The organism is Streptomyces sp. MBT65, from assembly GCF_016612545.1.
GTDB lineage: Bacteria > Actinomycetota > Actinomycetes > Streptomycetales > Streptomycetaceae > Streptomyces.
Map to the genome: position 1 here is coordinate 1 of NZ_JAENRY010000131.1, position 15,658 is coordinate 15,658.

Genomic DNA, 15,658 nt, shown 5'->3' on the forward strand with positions numbered 1-15,658 from the left:
GGTGCGGGAGGAGTCCCGCGCCGCGTGGGAGGCGATGAGCGGGCGCGAACGCGCGGCTGTCGTGCGGGCGGTCCGCAAGGGCGAGCCGATACGGGACCCTGCGACGGCGCTGCTGGCACTGCACTGGGCCTGGACCGTCATCGGGCCGCCCGACGCCCGTAGGCGCTACCCCTGGAGGACCGCCGTCTTCGATGTCAGGCCGGCTGCTTTCCTGACCGACATCTACGACGGCACCGCACCGAACGACGTCCGCACGTACGTCCGCCGCGATGCGCGGCGGGTGGAGGCGGCGTATCTGCCGTTCCTGGAGTCGCTGGGTGTGGACACGGGTCAGCCGTGATGACCGACACGGCCGGACCGTATGCCGTGGAGGAGGGCGGCGAGGGCTGTGGGGGTGGTGGTGCGGGCGGTGGTGGGGGTTTCGCTTTCGCGGAGGTGGAGGGTGGTGGGAGCTGCTGCGAGTTCGATGCAGTTGTTGCCGTCGCCGCCGCCGGAGAATGACGACTTCTGCCAGTTGGCCGAGGGTGTCATGGTGCGCCTCACAGTTCCTTCGTCAGCCTGTGGATGAAGTCACGCGAGCGTTCGGGGTCGAGTGACACACCCTTCACTCTACGGAAAAGCGTTCGAAAGCTGCTGAGTTGCGCCTCGGAGTCGACGAAGGCAGAACCGTGGGGTGCGTCCCGAACGACGGTGTCCAGCTTGGGCATAGTGCCACCCGCGTACAACATGACGCTTCCGGCATCGATGAATCCATCCAGGTCGAACGGGATGACACGTACGGTCACGTGGTCCGCTTCCGAGAGTTCCAGAATGCGGGTGAGCTGAGCTCGTGACGCGGGACGGTCGCCGACCCGGATGCGCAGGGCTCCCTCGTGCACTACGGCTTCGTACGGAGTCGGTTGGGCACCCTCGATGATGCGGTGTCGCTTCATCCGGTGTTCGACCCGCAGTTCGAGGTCTCTCGGGGGAAGCGCGGGCACTCTGTGCGAGAAGACTGCGCGAGCGTAGTCCTCCGTCTGGAGCAGACCGGGGACATGGAGGAAATCCACGTCCCAGCGGTAGGTGGCGTGGTGCTCCAGCTCGGACAGGTCCAGGAACGACGTGGGCAGCAGCCCCCGGTACTCCTCCCACCAACCGCGTGTCCGATCCGTGGCCATTGCGATCAGCGCATCGATCAACTCCTCGTCCTCGCAGGAGTAATTGGCGGCGAGGCTACGTACGCGTTCCTCGCTCACTCCTGCGATTCCGGACTCCATCTGACTCATCTGGGCGGAGTCGGACCCGACCAGCGCGGCGGCTTCCCGTGCTTTGAGTCCTGCTGTCTCACGCAGCTTCCGCAGCTCAATGCCCAGCCGTTCCTGGCGCGCGGTGACTTGCCGTCTGCGTGGCATGGCTTCCTCTCTCGCCCCAACTGCCGTGGGGCGGTGACTCGTTCGGGGGGCAGATTACGACAACGACTTGCACTGTTCCAAATTTTACCCGTACCGTCGGTGACGCGACGCACACGCTGCGAAACCCGGGACCCCGGAAGCGCACCACCCCGTCCTGCCATGACGGCGTGACAGGCCACCGCCCGCGAACCGCCTCAACTCCCCACACCACTAACGGAGTTCACGCATGCCCGAAAACGAGGAAACCGAGCCCGAACCCTGGGAGTACTCCCTATCCGTCCCGCACGATCGCCGTGCCGTCACCGTCTGCCGCCGCACCCTCCGCCTGGTCCTCACCGTGCACGGCCTGATCCGGGTCGCGGACACCGCCGAGCTCGTCGCGACGGAGTTGGTCGCCAACGCCGTACTGCACACGAAGGGGCCGGTGATGCTCCGCGTGAGTTGGTCGGCGGGGGTGTTGCGGGTTGGTGCGTGGGACGCGGACCCCGAACCCCCGGAGCCGCCGGGCCAGTTGGCGGATCTGTTGGACGCCGAGGCAGGCCGGGGTCTCGCCCTGGTGCGGGCCTGCGCCGATCTCTGGGGCTGGCAGCCGTTGTCGAGGAACGGGCGGCGCGGCAAGTACGTGTGGTGCGAACTGGACGCGGCCTAGGGCCAAGAACGCGGGGGATCGCTGTGTGTCAGCTCGCCTAGTGACGTACAGCCGCCCGCAACTCACGGACGCCGGTCGTACGCGGGTGCCGTTCCGCCAGTTCGTGGACGATGCCGCGGATCGCGGGCCGGTCTCGGACTTCAGCCGGGCTGGCGCGGTACGCGGACAGCAATGCCTGGGCGGTCTGCTCGGGGCGTTGCCATGCCCACCATGCTCGTGCCATGTCGGTGCCCAGTCGGGCCTTGCGCTCGGCGGTCGGGAACTGCGCGGGGCGCAGGTTCTTCCCGGCTTCAAGGGCGGCGCCCGCGTCTCCCAGGGCCCAGTGGACTCCGACCGCGTACAGGTCGACGGCGGCCGGGCTGATGGGGAACAGGCGTCCTGCCGGGGCGGTTTGAGGCAGTCGGCCAGCGGCGCGGCGGGCTTCCTCGGTCATCGCCAGGGCTTCGGCGCGGTGGCCGCCGCGGGCGGCGGTGTAGGCCAGGGTGCAGAGCATCTGCGCGTACGCGGACGCCGACGCGTCGGTCCGCAGGCCGGTGGCCTCCACGCCGGAGGCCGCGGCCGACATGAGGCGCTGGGCCTCCTCACCACGATCCTGGTGGCGTAACACGATCGCCAACTCCCGGACTGCGGCGGCTGATACGAGCGGTGAACCGGAGACCTCGGCCCAGGTGCGGGCGCGGTCCGCGGTGAGTCGGGCCTGTTCGTAGGAGCCGAGCTTGCTCAGTACGGCGGCGGCGAGACTGTAGACGGAGGAGAGCCGGGCCTGATCGAGTTCCCGACGCGAGGAGGCGGCGGCGTGTCCGTCGGCGATGAGGCCGGGCAGCACGGCGAGCAGGCGCGTGTGCGTGCCCTTGTCGTACAGTTCGCGGGCTGTGGCCAGCCGGGCGTCCAGCGGTCCGGCGCCGGTCGGTGCGGGGGTGTCGGCCAGGGCCTCGTCCACCCCCAGCAGCAGGGCGGCCGGTCCGGCGGCTGCCGTTGCGGTGAGCAGCGTACGGCGGCGCATCGGGTCCTCCTCGGCGTGCGGACTGGCCGTCACTCTAGTGGCCGTCGATACCGTCGGGGTGGGTGGCGCGAGAGAACTCACCAGGACGTGTCGCGGAACGCCGACTTCTAGGGCTGCGCGGTGCACCAGGGTCAGGTCGACGACCCTGGTGCTGCGCTCCAGCCGGGAGACCGTGGCCGGTGAGCAGCCGAGCCGGTCGCCGAGGGCGGCGAGGGTCCAGGCGCGGTGTTCACGGCCGAGGCGAATGAGCGCGCCGGGGCGTCGTTGCGCGGCCGACTCGCGCGCTTTCTCGCTGCTCCAGAGCGGGTCAACGGGCACAGGCCCCTCCCACACCGCACGGCTGGGGCCTTTCACGCTACGGGCGCGGAGCGGGGCCGTCGAGGCCGCTTGCACAACGTGCAAAGCCCTTGCGCGGAAAGCGAGTTGATCGCACCTGGCCCGTTCGGCGCGGTGTGCTGGGCGCAGCGCCCCGAAACGCGGGGCACCGTCCAACGGAGGCATCATGACAACGGCTCTTGTGCACCCGATGACCGTCCCGGCCCGCTCCGTACGTGAGGTCGTGCCGACAGATCTGTGGGACAAGCAGGTTGCACTCCTCGTACGGGACCACCCGTACGACTCGACCATGGCCGGCCGGGTTCTCGGGCAGGGGTACGCGTATCTGCTGACCGCGATGAGGCACCGGGGAGAGTCCCTGGGGCTCGCGCCGAGCAAGCTCGTCGACATCGGGGTCCACGCGATCATCCTCGACACCGTGGCGTACGCCGACCTGTGCGACCGCTTCAACGGCGGACACTTCCTGCACCACGTGCCCAAGGTCGAGATGAAGAACGACGGCTCGGTGATGAGGACGGCGACTGTGATCGCGGCCGACGGATGGGACGTGGACCTGTCGTTGTGGACGGACGCCGCCGACTGCGGCCCCTGCCACCCGGGCAACGACTCGCACTGACCGAGAGGTCCGTCAGGCCCTGGCCGACTCAGGCCGGGGCCTCACGCACGAGGGGGTGAGAATCCCGGGATTCGGCATGTCGGCGGACCCTGTTCGCCAACGTAGTCCGGGTGACGACCCCCTCCCCAGACCTCTGGCACCACTACGGCCGCAGCCGCGCCGAGCGTGACCGTGCGGTCCCCGGTACCTTCCACTGGAACTGGAGCCAGGACGGTGGCCCCGGCCCTGAGGCCTTGGGTGACCTCTCCGGACTGGTCGTCGCAGACCTCGGCGCCGGGACCGCCCGACACGCCGCCCACCTCGTCACCCATCACGAACCCGCCCGGGTTGTTGCCGTAGACGCCTCACCGGGCCAACACGACATGGCCATCGACCTGTTCGGCCACCTGGCACCACGTCTGTGCATCGTGGCCTCCGACGCCGTGTCGCACCTGAAGACGACGACCAACACCTACGACGTGCTCTACAGCGTCTTCGGCGCCCTCGACTTCACCGACCCCCGTGAGCTGCTGCCCGCGGCTGCCACCGCTCTCAAGCCGGGCGGACGCCTGGTGTTCTCCACGCTCGCGCACTACCTGAGCGGCTCCCCCGCGCAGCCGGATGTGGTTGCCGCCGCCGTCCCGGCGAAGACGCCGGAGGGGGAGGCCGTCACGATGCGCCGCTGGGTGCTTCAGGAGCAGGTCTGGGTGAAGGTCCTGGACGAGGCCGGGTTCACCGAAACGGTCGTAGACGTGCTGCCGTCGACCACCGAAGGACCACGCACCGCGGACACACTGCTGATCACTGCAGTGTGCTAGCCGCGGTACGGGGCGAGGGCGGCCGCGTTGATGGAGGGGCGGGGAAACGCGCTTACGTCTTCAACGGAGCCGCCCCGGCCTGCCTGGCCGGCGGGCTCAGCAACGCGACCAGGCTTCCCGAGGCAAGAAGTGGGGGAGGTCGCCCAGGGCCTCACGGGGGACGAACACGGGCCGGGTGAGGAGGTGATCACCTGCACGTTGCACATCCAGAACGACACCCAGTGAGTCCGATCCAGGGACGCCGGCATCCATGTAAGAAAGCTCCGAATACGGCTCACGGGCTTCGGCACGGTCGAGCATCCACTGTTCCAGAACGGAGGGGACCCGGCCGACCAGGGCCACACCCTCAACGAAGACCTGGGGCCCTCGAAGCGCATCAACCACGATGCCGGCCAGCCGTTGCTCCCGGTAGTAGAGCTTCAGACCGAACTCCCGGTACTCGCCATCCTCAACGACGTCGACGGTCTCGTTCGCACGACGGCTGAGCCTGTGCCGCTGAGCTTCCCTTGTGACACCGCTCAGCGCCTCAGACGCCTCGCTGGGCGCCATACCAAACGCCAGCGGCCCTACGCTCACGAGCGGAACCAAAGCCCATGGCTGCCGTTCGTCATCCGCCAGCACATGCCACCACTTGAACATGGCCACGGAGGCTACGGCAGCGGCACGGAACCACGGTCATCGGCTGCTGGATTCGCCGGACAGGTTCCCGGCGCGCGGGGCTGTGACATCTGCGGCCTCGCCGCGTGGGCGCGACCAGTCACAGCCCCCGGCAAACGACCTAAGCCCCCTCTTCCTCCTCCGCGACGTCCGCCACTTCCACCGGCGGTGTCGGCCGCAGCCGCAGCCACCCCAGGAAGAAGATCCCCAGCAGCAGCATCGCGATCCCGGTCCACAGGTTGATGTTGACGCCCTCGGACTTGTCCAGTGACGAGTCCGACGGGTTGATCCCCGCGATCGTGACGATGACGCCGTAGACGACGAACAACCCTCCGATGATCAGCCGCAGATCGAACAGGCGGGACGCGGTCGTCGACCTGCCCTCCAGCTCGCTGACCTCGCGCTGGACATCGTGCTCGGAGTGACCTGAGTTCTCAGACATGGTTTCTCAATCCTCCCGCGGCTAGAACGAGAACGGGATGTAGCAGAGGGCGGCCAGGATCACCGCGCCCCAGCCGAGCAGGGCCGGTCGGCGGTACCACGCGTCGTCGCCCGCGGCCGGTGCCTCGGTCATGCCGGGGGACGTCGTGCCGTAGACCAGGCCTTGGAGCTGTTCCGCCGGCTTCGGCTGGGTGAAGAGGGACACCACGAACATGACCACCGCACCGGCGACGAAGCCGGCGATCGCGGAGACGAAGTTGGCGCCCTGGTCGGAGGGGATGGAGATGATCCCCTGCTTGTAGATCCAGAAGTAGTTCACCATCGCCGTGACCGTGCCCGCGAGCAGGCCCCAGAAGCCGGACTTCGGGGTGGCCCGCTTCCAGAACATGCCGACGATGAAGACGACGAACATCGGGACGTTGAAGAAGGAGAACAGGGTCTGGAGGTAGCTCATGATGTTCGAGAAGGAGGAGGCCAGGAACGCCGTGCCTACCGACGCCGCCACTCCGATCACCGTGATCAGGCGGCCGAAGCGCACGTAGTACGCGTCCTCGCGGTCCTTCACCACGTACTTCGCCCAGATGTCGTTCGTGAACACCGTGTTGAAGGACGACACGTTGGCCGCCATGCCCGCCATGAACGCCGCCAGCAGACCCGTCACCGCGATGCCGAGGACGCCGTTCGGCAGTAGCTGTTCCATCAGGTACGGGATCGCGTCGTTGTACTGGAGGGCCGAGCCGCTGGTGCCGATCTTCGGGACGAGGGCGGCGGCGACCAGGCCCGGGATCATCACCAGGAACACGATGAAGACCTTCGGGTACGCGGCGATGAGCGGGGTGCGCTGCGCCGCCGACAGGTTCTTCGCCGAGAGTGCGCGCTGCACCTCCGCGAAGTTGGTCGTCCAGTAGCCGAAGGACAGGACGAAGCCGAGGCCCAGCACGATCGTCAGCCAGTTCGCGCCGAGCGGGTTGACGCTGCCGATGCCGGTGCCGCCCCACGCGGTGGTGAAGTTGTGGCCGTGGGCCGCGTCCAGCTTGTGGGTCAGGCCGTCCCAGCCGCCGACCTTCTTCAGGCCGAGGTAGGAGATCGGGATGAGGGCCGCGAGGATCACGAAGAACTGGAGCACTTCGTTGTAGATCGCCGACGACAGCCCGCCGAGGGTGATGTACGCGAGCACGAAGGCACCCGCGACGACGATCGCCACCCACTGCGGCCAGCCCAGCAGCGCCTCGACGACGATCGCGAGGGCGTACAGGTTCACACCGGCGATCAGGATGGCCGCGAAGGCGAACAGGATCGAACTCAGGAGGTGTGCCCACTTGTCGAAGCGGAGGAGGAGGAACTCCGGGACCGAGCGCACCTTCGAGCCGTAGTAGAAGGGCATCATCACCAGGCCGAGGAAGACCATGGCCGGGATGGCGCCGATCCAGTACCAGTGCACGGTGTACGCGCCGTACTGCGCGCTGTTGGCGGCCATGCCGAGGATCTCGGTGGCGGCCAGGTTGGCCGAGATGAAGGCGAGACCGGTGATCCACGCGGGCAGCGAACGCCCGGAGAGGAAGAAGTCGAGGCTCGTCCTCACCGATCTGCGGGCGGCCAGCCCGATGCCGAGGACGACCACGAAGTAGATCGCCAGGATCGTGTAGTCGAGCCCGTTGGTGGGGAGCCGGAGCTCGGCGGCGAGGGAGGTGGGGGGCTGCAGAGTCTGCATCAAGCGCTCACCTTGGTTGATGTCTGTTCGATGTCTTTGGTTGGTGTTCTTTGTTTGATTTTGATGGTGACGGCTGGGGGGATTGGTGGTTTGATGTGTTTAGTTCTGTGTGAAGCCCGGATGCGGCGTGGATGTACGTACGGATGGAGAGCCCGGCGTGAAGAAGACCTCGACCCGGTTGGCCGACGGTCGTGAGCTCATCTACTACGACCTGCGGGACGACACCGTGCGCGACGCGGTGGACCGACGCCCGCTGGAGCGCACGGTCACCACTTCGGAGGTACGGCGGGACGTGCTGCTCGGCGACTCGGTGGCGATCGCCTCGCACCGCCAGGGCCGCACCTACCACCCGCCGGCCGACCAGTGCCCGCTCTGCCCGACCACGGGCGACCGGCTCAGCGAGATCCCGGACTCGTCGTACGACGTCGTCGTGTTCGAGAACCGCTTCCCCTCGCTGGCCGGCGACTCCGGCCGCTGCGAGGTGGTCTGCTTCACCTCCGACCACGACGCGTCCTTCGCCTCGTTGACGGAGGAGCAGGTGGCCCTCGTCCTCGACGCGTGGACGGACCGGACCTCGGAGCTGTCGCATCTTCCCTCCGTCGAGCAGGTCTTCTGCTTCGAGAACCGCGGCGAAGAGATCGGTGTGACCCTCGGTCATCCCCACGGCCAGATCTACGCCTACCCGTTCACCACCCCGCGCACCGCCCTGATGCTGCGTTCGCTCGCGGCTCATAAGGAGGCGACCGGCGGGGAGAACCTCTTCGACTCGGTCCTGGAGCGCGAACTCGCCGGTGAGCGGGTCGTCCTTGAGGGTGAACACTGGGCGGCCTTCGTGCCGTACTCCGCGCACTGGCCCTACGAGGTCCACCTGTACCCGAAGCGCCGCGTGCCCGATCTGCTCGGTCTGGACGAGGCGGCCCGCACAGAGTTCCCCAAGGTCTATCTGGAACTCTTGAGGCGCTTCGACCGGATCTTCGGTGAGGGCGAGCCTCCGACGCCGTACATCGCCGCCTGGCACCAGGCGCCGTTCGGCACGCTGGAGGAGTTCGAGGGTGTGAGCAGGGACGACTTCGCGCTCCACCTCGAGCTTTTCACCATTCGCCGTACGTCCGGCAAGCTGAAGTTCCTCGCGGGTTCCGAGTCCGGCATGAGCGTGTTCATCAACGACGTGCCGCCGGAGTTCGCGGCACAGCGACTGCGAGAGGTAGCGAGTTGATGAGCGGTAAGTACCTGGTCACGGGCGGGGCGGGTTACGTGGGCAGCGTGGTCGCCCAGCACCTGCTGGAGGCGGGCCACGAGGTCACCGTCCTGGACAACCTCTCGACGGGTTTCCGCGAGGGCGTGCCGGCGGGCGCCACGTTCATCGAGGGCGACATCCGCGACGCCGCCAAGTGGCTGGACCCGTCCTACGACGCCGTCCTCCACTTCGCCGCCTTCTCCCAGGTCGGCGAGTCCGTCGTCAAGCCCGAGAAGTACTGGGAGAACAACGTCGGCGGCTCGATGGCCCTGCTGGCCGCGATGCGCGAGGCGGGAGTCCGCAAGCTCGTCTTCTCTTCCACGGCGGCCACGTACGGCGAGCCGGAGGAGGTCCCGATCGTCGAGACCGCCCGCACCTCCCCGACCAACCCCTACGGCGCCTCCAAGCTCTCGGTCGACTTCATGATCACGAGCGAGGCGGCGGCCCACGGCCTGGGAGCCGTGTCCCTCCGCTACTTCAACGTCGCGGGCGCGTACGGCAGTTGCGGCGAGCGGCACGCCCCCGAGTCGCACCTCATCCCCCTGGTCCTCCAGGTCGCGCAGGGCAAGCGGGACGCGATCTCCGTCTACGGCGACGACTACCCGACGCCGGACGGCACCTGCGTCCGTGACTACATCCACGTCGCGGACCTCGCCGACGCGCACCTGCTGGCGCTGAAGGCGGCCACGCCCGGCGAGCACCTGATCTGCAACCTCGGCAACGGCGAGGGCTTCTCCGTCCGCCAGGTCATCGAGACGGTCCGCCAGGTCACCGGGCACCCGATCCCCGAGGTCGTCGCCCCGCGCCGCGGCGGCGACCCGGCGTCCCTGGTCGCCTCGGCGACCCGCGCCAAGGAGCGCCTCGGCTGGAACCCGACCCGCGCGGACCTCGCGGGCATCGTCGCGGACGCGTGGGCGTTCGCGCAGAACGTATCGAACTGATCGAAGGGCTAGGGATCACACGTGGGTGTACGTGAGGGCTTCGAGGAGCTGTACGGGACGGCTCCCGAGGGCGTCTGGGCCGCGCCGGGCCGGGTCAACCTGATCGGCGAGTACACCGACTTCAACGAGGGCTTCGTGATGCCGCTCGCCCTGCCGCACACGGCGGTGGCGGCGGTGTCCCGCCGGACGGACGGCGTCCTGCGCCTGCACTCGGCGGACATCGAGGGCCCGGTCGTGGAACTGCACGTGGACGACCTCGTCCCGCGCACGAACACGAGCTGGGCCGCGTATCCGGCGGGCGTGGTCTGGGTGTTGCGCGAGGCGGGGCACCAAGTCACCGGCGCGGACATCCACTTGTCGTCCACGGTCCCGACGGGCGCGGGCCTGTCGTCCTCGGCCGCCCTGGAGGTGGTCACGGCCCTGGCCCTGAACGACCTCTTCGAACTCGGCCTGTCCGGGCCGGAGTTGGCCCGCTTCTCGCAGCGCGCGGAGAACGACTTCGTCGGCGTCCCCTGCGGCATCATGGACCAGACGGCCTCGGCCTGCTGCGAGGAGGGCCACGCGCTCCACCTCGACTGCCGCGATCTGTCGATCCGTCAGATCCCCTTCGACCTGGCGTCGGAGGGCCTGTCGTTGCTTGTCGTCGACAGCCGTGTGAAGCACGCCCTCGGCGACGGCGCGTACGCCGAACGCCGCGAGGGCTGCGAGGAGGGCGCCCGCCAACTCGGCGTCCCCTTCCTGCGGGACGTGGCCTTCGAGGACCTGGAGGCGTCCCTGGCCCGCCTGTCCGACGAGCGTGTGCGGCGCTACGTCCGCCACGTCGTCTCCGACGACCACCGCGTCGACCAGGTCATCAACCTGCTCGACGCGGGCGAGGTCCGATCGATCGGCCCGATCCTCACCGAGGGCCACATCTCGCTCCGCGACGATCTCCGCATCTCCTGCCCGGAGTTGGACCTCGTCGTCGACACGGCGGTCGGCGCGGGCGCCCTCGGCGCCCGGATGACGGGCGGCGGCTTCGGCGGCTCGGCGGTCGTCCTGGTGGAGGCCACGGACGCGGAGACGGTCACGAAGGCGGTCGAGGAGGCATTCGCGGCGGCGGGCTACACGGCGCCCCGGGTGTTTCCGGCGGTGCCTTCGGCGGGGGCGCGGCGGGTGGAGTAAGAGCCACGGCGAAGACGCCCCGGGAGGACCGGGGCGTCCCGCTCACCGAGGCATCCCGGCTACGTCCTCGCACACGGGATCCTCGGCGGAGACGCTCTCGCCCAGCCGGTGCAGCGCGCCGTGGGCCACTGCGCGCAGCCGCGCCGCGGTCAGCGCGGACGCGGGGTCGTAGGTGAGGATCCGTACGACGTCGACATGCCGTCGGTCGGTCTCGTCGAGAGCCGGCAGACCGGCGAGCAGTTCATGGTCGGGCCGCTTCGTCACCGCGTCGCCTATGTCGGCCAGCCGGAGCCGCCCGATCAAGTCCGGTGTGTACGGCCGCCCTTGGGCCATCGCGTCCAGCACGAGGGAGTGGATGCCCAGCGCGAGGAGCGTCCGTACGACCGCGTCGCCCGAGTCCGGGTGGACCCACCAGTCCTCGTATCGCCGGCCCCGCAGGTGACGGTAGCCGGACAGCAGCCCGGCGGCGGCCAGGAGACGGCGGCTCCACGCGGAGCAGTCCGACCAGACGTCCATGGGGCGAGCGTACGGCGGGAGCCGCGGGAGCAGCCCTGGACTCTTCATGAGTTCAGAGATAACCCCACGCCCGGCACATCGCCCGCAGCGCCTCCGGTATCTCCTCCGGCGCCGGGGTCGGGCGGTCCGGCTGGACCTGGCCGGTGCGGATCTTGTCGGTCCAGTCGCCGAAGCCGGCGCCCAGGACGGCGCCCTCCAGGCTGCTGCCGTAGTCCGTCATCCCGGGTTCGTAGGGGAGGTCCAAGTAGGCGCAGAGGGACCGGAGTTCGGCGGCGGGGTCGGTCGTGAGGTCCTCGTAGCGGAGGATGTGGCCGCCCAGTTCCGCGTGGGCCTCCTCCATGGACTCCATGTATTTCAGGACGCGTTGGGCGGCTTCCTCGCGGGTGCGGTCCGGTACCGCCTCGTGCCAGGAGCGGGCCACCGCGCCCGGGTGCCGGCGCAGGAAGACGAAGCGCGCGTCGGGCCAGGTCTCGGCGATGCGCCGCCACTGGAAGGCGTTGCCGGGGGTCTTCTCCACGATGAACTGCTTGCCGGACTTGACCAGTTCACGGTGCAGGGCCCGGTCCCAGAGCAGGCCCTCCAACTGTTCGTGGCCCAGGCCCAGAGTTCGCAGGGACCGTTCCGTGGGGGTGCCCGACTTGAAGTAGACCTCGATACCGGTCAGATGGAGTTCGTGCGCCGCGTGGAGCCGGGAGTGCGCCCCGAGCATCATGCGCAGCAGCGTCGATCCGGAACGCACCGAGGTCAGGATGAACACCGGTCGCTCCAGCAACCGGTCGACGGCCGGATCCACCGCCGTCGGCTCGGGCACCGGCTCGGGGCGCGCGGGGCGTGTGCCGCGCGGCGCGGGGACGGCACCCAGGGAGCCCGCCGTTCTCGCCCCGGGCGGCGGGGGCACCCGGCGTATCTGGTAGCCGGTCGTCTCGGCGAGCTTGGAGTTCAGCTTCCGCAGCATGCTCATGGCGGGCACGGTAAGAGGAGAGTATGAGGCTGGGCTGAGCGTGACCTTCAGGCCGGCTTTTTCCGGTGGAGTTTTTTCGTCAGCGTGTACTCCGTGACCCCCGGCGGATAGTCCGGGATCACGCACACCACCTCGTACCCCTGCTTCTTGTAGAACTCCGGCGCCTGGAAGTCCCAGGTCTCCAGCCGGGCCGCCGCACAGCCGCGCTCCTCGCGGGCGGTCCGCTCGGCCGTGGCCAGGAGCCGGCCGCCCAGTCCCGTCCCCCGGTGCCGGCCGTCCACCCACAGATACGTCACATGCAGCCAGCCCGCCCAGGTGTGCCCGACCAGTCCGCCCGCCAGGCCGCCGGAGTCGTCCAACGCCCACACATGGAGCGGAACTTCGCGTTCCCCCGGGGTTCCCCGCAGGGCGCGCAGCACCGGCGACGCGGTCGTGTTGGATTCGCGCAGCCGGGAGCGGAGCAGATCGCGTCGCCCCTTGTCGACTTCCGTCTCAATACGAAACATGCGGCTCACCATAAACGCGCCGGACAGTCAGTTCTGCAAATTGGGTTCCGCTACTGCGCCCCGGCCGTACGCTGTGAACAGCACCGGTGGGGGCCGGTGCTGTTCAGGGGGCGAGACAAGTCGGGTACGACGCCCGATGTGGGGGTAGCAGTCTCTGCACGGCGGCGGCCGTGCGGCTTCGGCCCCTCCCGGGCGTCGTACCCGCAACCATCGCTTCGTCTCCCGACGATGAGGTATCCCCTGCTCCACCAGGAGCCCGGGGAAGGGGGTTTCGTGGTTCGCATCCGAGTCCTGGTCGTCGACGACCATCGCATCTTCGCCGAATCGCTCGCCGCGGCACTGGCGGCCGAGCCCGATGTCGACGTGTCCGCGGCGGGCAGCGGTCCCGCCGCGCTGCGCTGCATGGAGCGTGCGAACGCCGAGGGCCGCAGATTCGACGTCCTGCTGGTGGACGCCGATCTGGGCGGCAATGTGCAGGGCATCCGGCCCGCCGTACCTGTTCAGGCGGGGAACGAGGACGGGCTGGTGGACGGGATCTCCCTGGTCGCCGGGGTCCGTTCCGCCCAGCCGAGCGTACGGATGGTCGTGCTGGCCGAGAAGGACGATCCGCGCCGGGCCGCGCTGGCCCTCCAGGCGGGAGCGTCCGGCTGGGTCGCCAAGGACTGCTCGCTGTCCAGGCTTTTAACCGTCATCCGAGGTGTCCTGCGCGACGAGACGCATCTGCCGCCGGCCCTGTTGACCGGGGTCCTGCGCGAGTTGACGGCCGCGCGCAAGCACCGCACCGAGAGCGAGCGCCTGGTGGAGTCGCTGACTCCGCGGGAGCGCGAGGTGCTGCGCTGCATGGTGGCCGGGCTGGGCCGCAAGGCGGTCGCCGAGCGGCTGTTCCTCTCCCCGCACACAGTCCGGACGCATATGCAAAACGTGCTCGGCAAACTGGGGGTCCACTCGACCCTCGCGGCGGTGGCTCTCGCCCGGCGCGCGGGCGTCGGTCCCGTCGACCTGGGGCCTGCCGGGCGCATCATGCCGGAGGAAAGCAGCAGCGCCTGATCGACGCCGGTGAGCGGGGCGTGGTGCGTGCGGCGGCTGTAGGGCGAAGGAGGCGTTGACGTCGGCGGCTGCCGCCGCGGGCGACACGATGGGGTCCCCCCGGTCGAGCGAAGCCGGGACCGGGGGAGCCGGTGGCCGACGACAACGCGGCTGGGGGTCCCCCACGCCTTTGAGGCAGCGGGGGAGTGCGGGCCACGACCCCGCGTCTCGGGGGAGTGCGTGCCCCCCCGAGTCTCCGGCCTGACCGCCCGGCGTCTCCGGCTATATCCGCCCGGCCGGTCCTCAGCCGGGGATGTTGTCGAACGGTGCGGTCAACTGGCGTAGCAGTCCGGCCAGTTCGCCCCGTTGGGCGCGGGAGAGTTCCGCGAGGATCGCGCGCTCCTGGGCGAGCAGTCCGGCCAGGGCCTGGTCCGCGCGGTCCTGGCCCTCGTCGGTGAGACGGACCAGCACGCCCCGGCGGTCGCTGGGATCGGGGAGCCGCTCGACCAGGCCCTTCTGCGCCAGGCGGTCGATACGGTTCGTCATCGTGCCGGACGTGACCAGCGTCTGGGTCAGCAGCTGCCCGGGGGAGAGCTGGTAGGGGCTGCCCGCGCGCCGCAGCGCCGTCAGCACGTCGAACTCCCAGGGCTCCAGGCTGTGCTCGGCGAACGCCAGCCTGCGGGCCCGGTCCAGATGCCGGGCCAGTCGGCTCACCCGGCTGAGCACCTCGAGCGGCTCCACGTCGAGGTCCGGGCGCTCCCGGCGCCACGCTGCGACAAGCCGATCGACCTCGTCCTCCATGACGATCAGTGTAGTGGTTGTGTCGACGTGAAGTCTCTTGATGTCGAGTCTCTTGACATCAAGAGACTTCGGGCGGGAAGGTGTACGTCATGACTTCCGCCTCGCCCGTGTGGGACCCCGCCCAGTACCTCCGCCACGCCGACCACCGCGCCCGCCCCTTCACCGACCTGCTGGCCCGGGTCACCGCGCTGCCCGCGGAGCGCCCCCGCATCGCCGACCTCGGCTGCGGCCCCGGCAACGTGACCACGGTCCTCGCCGACCGCTGGCCCACCGCGCACATCACCGGCTACGACAACTCGCCCGAGATGCTGGAGAAGGCCGCCCCCTACGCGGGCCCCACGGCCGGCGGCGGGCACCTCGACTTCGCCCACGCGGACGCGACGGACTGGGCGCCGACCCAGACGTACGACCTGATCGTGTCGAACGCGGCGTTCCAGTGGGTGCCGGGGCACCTGGACCGGTTCGGCGACTGGATCTCCGCGCTCGCGCCCTCCGGCACCTTCGCCTTCCAGGTGCCCGACAACATCGACGCACCCCTGCACGCCCTGATGCGCGAACTCGCCGCCACCGCCCGCTGGAAGAGCCGCCTCGGCGAGGTCCTGCGCCGCGAGGACTCCGTCCACACCCCCGGCGTCTACCTCGACCACCTCGCCCGCCTGGGCTGCGCGCCGGACGTCTGGCAGACGACGTACCAGCACATCCTGCCCGGCGAGGACCCCGTCCTCGACTGGGTCAAGGGCACCGGCCTGCGCCCGGCCCTCACCGCCCTCGCGGACGACCCGGAGGCGCGGGACGCGTTCGTGACGGAGTACCGCGACCTGCTGCGCGCGGCCTATCCGACGGCCGAGTACGGCACGGTGCTGCCCTTCCGCCGCCTGTTCGCGGTGGCCCGCAAGGAGGCGTGA

19 protein-coding genes are annotated in these 15,658 nt (G+C 69.6%); 9 read left to right on the forward strand and 10 right to left on the reverse strand.

Going from position 1 to position 15,658, the window contains the following annotated elements; translation table 11 throughout:
• Positions 1 to 340, forward strand: a 340-nt coding sequence (locus JHN63_RS27425) for a hypothetical protein (RefSeq protein WP_200685482.1), incomplete at its 5' end; no start/stop codon positions are given.
• On the opposite strand, the gene JHN63_RS27430 is transcribed toward JHN63_RS27425, so the two are convergent.
• On the reverse strand, positions 331 to 531 hold the full coding sequence (locus tag JHN63_RS27430) for a DUF397 domain-containing protein (RefSeq protein WP_200685484.1): 201 nt from the start codon (positions 529 to 531) through the stop codon (positions 331 to 333). The two genes, JHN63_RS27425 and JHN63_RS27430, sit on opposite strands and share 10 nt — an antisense overlap.
• Positions 532 to 539: 8 nt before the next feature.
• On the reverse strand, positions 540 to 1,391 hold the full coding sequence (locus JHN63_RS27435) for a helix-turn-helix transcriptional regulator (RefSeq protein WP_200685486.1): 852 nt from the start codon (positions 1,389 to 1,391) through the stop codon (positions 540 to 542).
• 226 nt (positions 1,392 to 1,617) lie between these two features.
• Here JHN63_RS27435 and JHN63_RS27440 point away from each other — a divergent pair, with 226 nt between their 5' ends.
• On the forward strand, positions 1,618 to 2,040 hold the full coding sequence (locus tag JHN63_RS27440) for an ATP-binding protein (RefSeq protein ID WP_200685488.1): 423 nt from the start codon (positions 1,618 to 1,620) through the stop codon (positions 2,038 to 2,040).
• Between the two features lie 37 nt (positions 2,041 to 2,077).
• Here JHN63_RS27440 and JHN63_RS27445 read toward each other — a convergent pair whose 3' ends face one another.
• Entirely contained in the window at positions 2,078 to 3,361 is a 1,284-nt protein-coding gene (locus tag JHN63_RS27445; protein ID WP_200685490.1) for a helix-turn-helix transcriptional regulator, read from the reverse strand.
• Between the two features lie 184 nt (positions 3,362 to 3,545).
• On the opposite strand from JHN63_RS27445, the gene JHN63_RS27450 reads away from it, so the two are divergent.
• Both JHN63_RS27450 and JHN63_RS27455 read left to right on the forward strand, forming a co-directional pair.
• Positions 3,546 to 3,995, forward strand: a complete 450-nt coding sequence (locus JHN63_RS27450; protein ID WP_200685492.1) for a hypothetical protein — start codon at positions 3,546 to 3,548, stop codon at positions 3,993 to 3,995.
• A gap of 110 nt (positions 3,996 to 4,105) precedes the next feature.
• Positions 4,106 to 4,792 carry a class I SAM-dependent methyltransferase gene (locus tag JHN63_RS27455; protein WP_200685494.1) on the forward strand — a complete coding sequence of 229 codons (687 nt, stop codon included), beginning with the start codon at positions 4,106 to 4,108 and terminating at the stop codon, positions 4,790 to 4,792.
• Positions 4,793 to 4,888: 96 nt separating this feature from the next.
• Here the strand turns inward: JHN63_RS27455 and JHN63_RS27460 are convergent, their stop codons facing one another.
• The 3 genes from JHN63_RS27460 to JHN63_RS27470 form a co-directional block, all read right to left on the reverse strand.
• The gene (locus JHN63_RS27460) at positions 4,889 to 5,437 is read right to left on the reverse strand and encodes a hypothetical protein (protein ID WP_200685496.1); all 549 of its coding nucleotides are present in this window, start codon (positions 5,435 to 5,437) and stop codon (positions 4,889 to 4,891) included.
• Between the two features lie 133 nt (positions 5,438 to 5,570).
• A complete protein-coding gene (locus JHN63_RS27465; RefSeq protein WP_200685498.1) occupies positions 5,571 to 5,891 on the reverse strand; it encodes a hypothetical protein in 321 nt (106 codons plus the stop codon).
• A gap of 21 nt (positions 5,892 to 5,912) precedes the next feature.
• On the reverse strand, positions 5,913 to 7,601 hold the full coding sequence (locus JHN63_RS27470) for a sodium:solute symporter family protein (RefSeq protein ID WP_200685500.1): 1,689 nt from the start codon (positions 7,599 to 7,601) through the stop codon (positions 5,913 to 5,915).
• Positions 7,602 to 7,758: 157 nt separating this feature from the next.
• On the opposite strand from JHN63_RS27470, the gene galT reads away from it, so the two are divergent.
• From galT to galK, 3 genes are read left to right on the forward strand one after another with little or no spacing between them, the layout of a single operon-like run.
• Positions 7,759 to 8,817 (forward strand): galactose-1-phosphate uridylyltransferase, encoded by a 1,059-nt coding sequence (gene galT, locus JHN63_RS27475; protein WP_200685502.1) that lies wholly within the window; start codon positions 7,759 to 7,761, stop codon positions 8,815 to 8,817.
• Complete coding sequence (gene galE / locus JHN63_RS27480) at positions 8,817 to 9,779, forward strand: UDP-glucose 4-epimerase GalE (protein ID WP_200685505.1); 963 nt, start codon at positions 8,817 to 8,819, stop codon at positions 9,777 to 9,779. The genes galT and galE overlap by 1 nt, the downstream gene beginning before the upstream one ends.
• 21 nt (positions 9,780 to 9,800) lie before the next feature.
• Positions 9,801 to 10,943 carry a galactokinase gene (gene galK / locus JHN63_RS27485; RefSeq protein ID WP_200685507.1) on the forward strand — a complete coding sequence of 381 codons (1,143 nt, stop codon included), beginning with the start codon at positions 9,801 to 9,803 and terminating at the stop codon, positions 10,941 to 10,943.
• Positions 10,944 to 10,985: 42 nt separating this feature from the next.
• On the opposite strand, the gene JHN63_RS27490 is transcribed toward galK, so the two are convergent.
• From JHN63_RS27490 to JHN63_RS27500, 3 genes are read right to left on the reverse strand one after another with little or no spacing between them, the layout of a single operon-like run.
• Complete coding sequence (locus JHN63_RS27490) at positions 10,986 to 11,459, reverse strand: hypothetical protein (RefSeq protein WP_200685509.1); 474 nt, start codon at positions 11,457 to 11,459, stop codon at positions 10,986 to 10,988.
• A 52-nt stretch (positions 11,460 to 11,511) separates the two neighbouring features.
• On the reverse strand, positions 11,512 to 12,420 hold the full coding sequence (locus tag JHN63_RS27495; protein ID WP_200685511.1) for a sulfotransferase: 909 nt from the start codon (positions 12,418 to 12,420) through the stop codon (positions 11,512 to 11,514).
• A 47-nt stretch (positions 12,421 to 12,467) separates the two neighbouring features.
• Complete coding sequence (locus tag JHN63_RS27500) at positions 12,468 to 12,938, reverse strand: N-acetyltransferase (protein ID WP_200685513.1); 471 nt, start codon at positions 12,936 to 12,938, stop codon at positions 12,468 to 12,470.
• 261 nt (positions 12,939 to 13,199) lie between these two features.
• Here JHN63_RS27500 and JHN63_RS27505 point away from each other — a divergent pair, with 261 nt between their 5' ends.
• Positions 13,200 to 13,973, forward strand: coding sequence for a response regulator transcription factor (locus JHN63_RS27505; RefSeq protein ID WP_307781997.1), 774 nt, complete (start codon positions 13,200 to 13,202; stop codon positions 13,971 to 13,973).
• A 282-nt stretch (positions 13,974 to 14,255) separates the two neighbouring features.
• Here the strand turns inward: JHN63_RS27505 and tamR are convergent, their stop codons facing one another.
• Positions 14,256 to 14,753 (reverse strand): MarR family transcriptional regulator TamR, encoded by a 498-nt coding sequence (tamR, locus tag JHN63_RS27510; RefSeq protein WP_200685517.1) that lies wholly within the window; start codon positions 14,751 to 14,753, stop codon positions 14,256 to 14,258.
• Between the two features lie 89 nt (positions 14,754 to 14,842).
• On the opposite strand from tamR, the gene JHN63_RS27515 reads away from it, so the two are divergent.
• Complete coding sequence (locus JHN63_RS27515) at positions 14,843 to 15,658, forward strand: trans-aconitate 2-methyltransferase (protein ID WP_200685519.1); 816 nt, start codon at positions 14,843 to 14,845, stop codon at positions 15,656 to 15,658.

What these genes read in the sequence shown, in the direction of transcription:
- JHN63_RS27430 (WP_200685484.1), bottom strand. Translation starts at nt 531, where the DNA reads ATGACACCCTCGGCCAACTGGCAGAAGTCGTCATTCTCCGGCGGCGGC.
- JHN63_RS27435 (WP_200685486.1), bottom strand. Translation starts at nt 1,391, where the DNA reads ATGCCACGCAGACGGCAAGTCACCGCGCGCCAGGAACGGCTGGGCATT.
- JHN63_RS27440 (WP_200685488.1), top strand. Translation starts at nt 1,618, where the DNA reads ATGCCCGAAAACGAGGAAACCGAGCCCGAACCCTGGGAGTACTCCCTA.
- JHN63_RS27450 (WP_200685492.1), top strand. Translation starts at nt 3,546, where the DNA reads ATGACAACGGCTCTTGTGCACCCGATGACCGTCCCGGCCCGCTCCGTA.
- JHN63_RS27465 (WP_200685498.1), bottom strand. Translation starts at nt 5,891, where the DNA reads ATGTCTGAGAACTCAGGTCACTCCGAGCACGATGTCCAGCGCGAGGTC.
- JHN63_RS27470 (WP_200685500.1), bottom strand. Translation starts at nt 7,601, where the DNA reads ATGCAGACTCTGCAGCCCCCCACCTCCCTCGCCGCCGAGCTCCGGCTC.
- galE (WP_200685505.1), top strand. Translation starts at nt 8,817, where the DNA reads ATGAGCGGTAAGTACCTGGTCACGGGCGGGGCGGGTTACGTGGGCAGC.
- JHN63_RS27490 (WP_200685509.1), bottom strand. Translation starts at nt 11,459, where the DNA reads ATGGACGTCTGGTCGGACTGCTCCGCGTGGAGCCGCCGTCTCCTGGCC.
- JHN63_RS27495 (WP_200685511.1), bottom strand. Translation starts at nt 12,420, where the DNA reads ATGAGCATGCTGCGGAAGCTGAACTCCAAGCTCGCCGAGACGACCGGC.
- JHN63_RS27500 (WP_200685513.1), bottom strand. Translation starts at nt 12,938, where the DNA reads ATGGTGAGCCGCATGTTTCGTATTGAGACGGAAGTCGACAAGGGGCGA.
- tamR (WP_200685517.1), bottom strand. Translation starts at nt 14,753, where the DNA reads ATGGAGGACGAGGTCGATCGGCTTGTCGCAGCGTGGCGCCGGGAGCGC.
- JHN63_RS27515 (WP_200685519.1), top strand. Translation starts at nt 14,843, where the DNA reads ATGACTTCCGCCTCGCCCGTGTGGGACCCCGCCCAGTACCTCCGCCAC.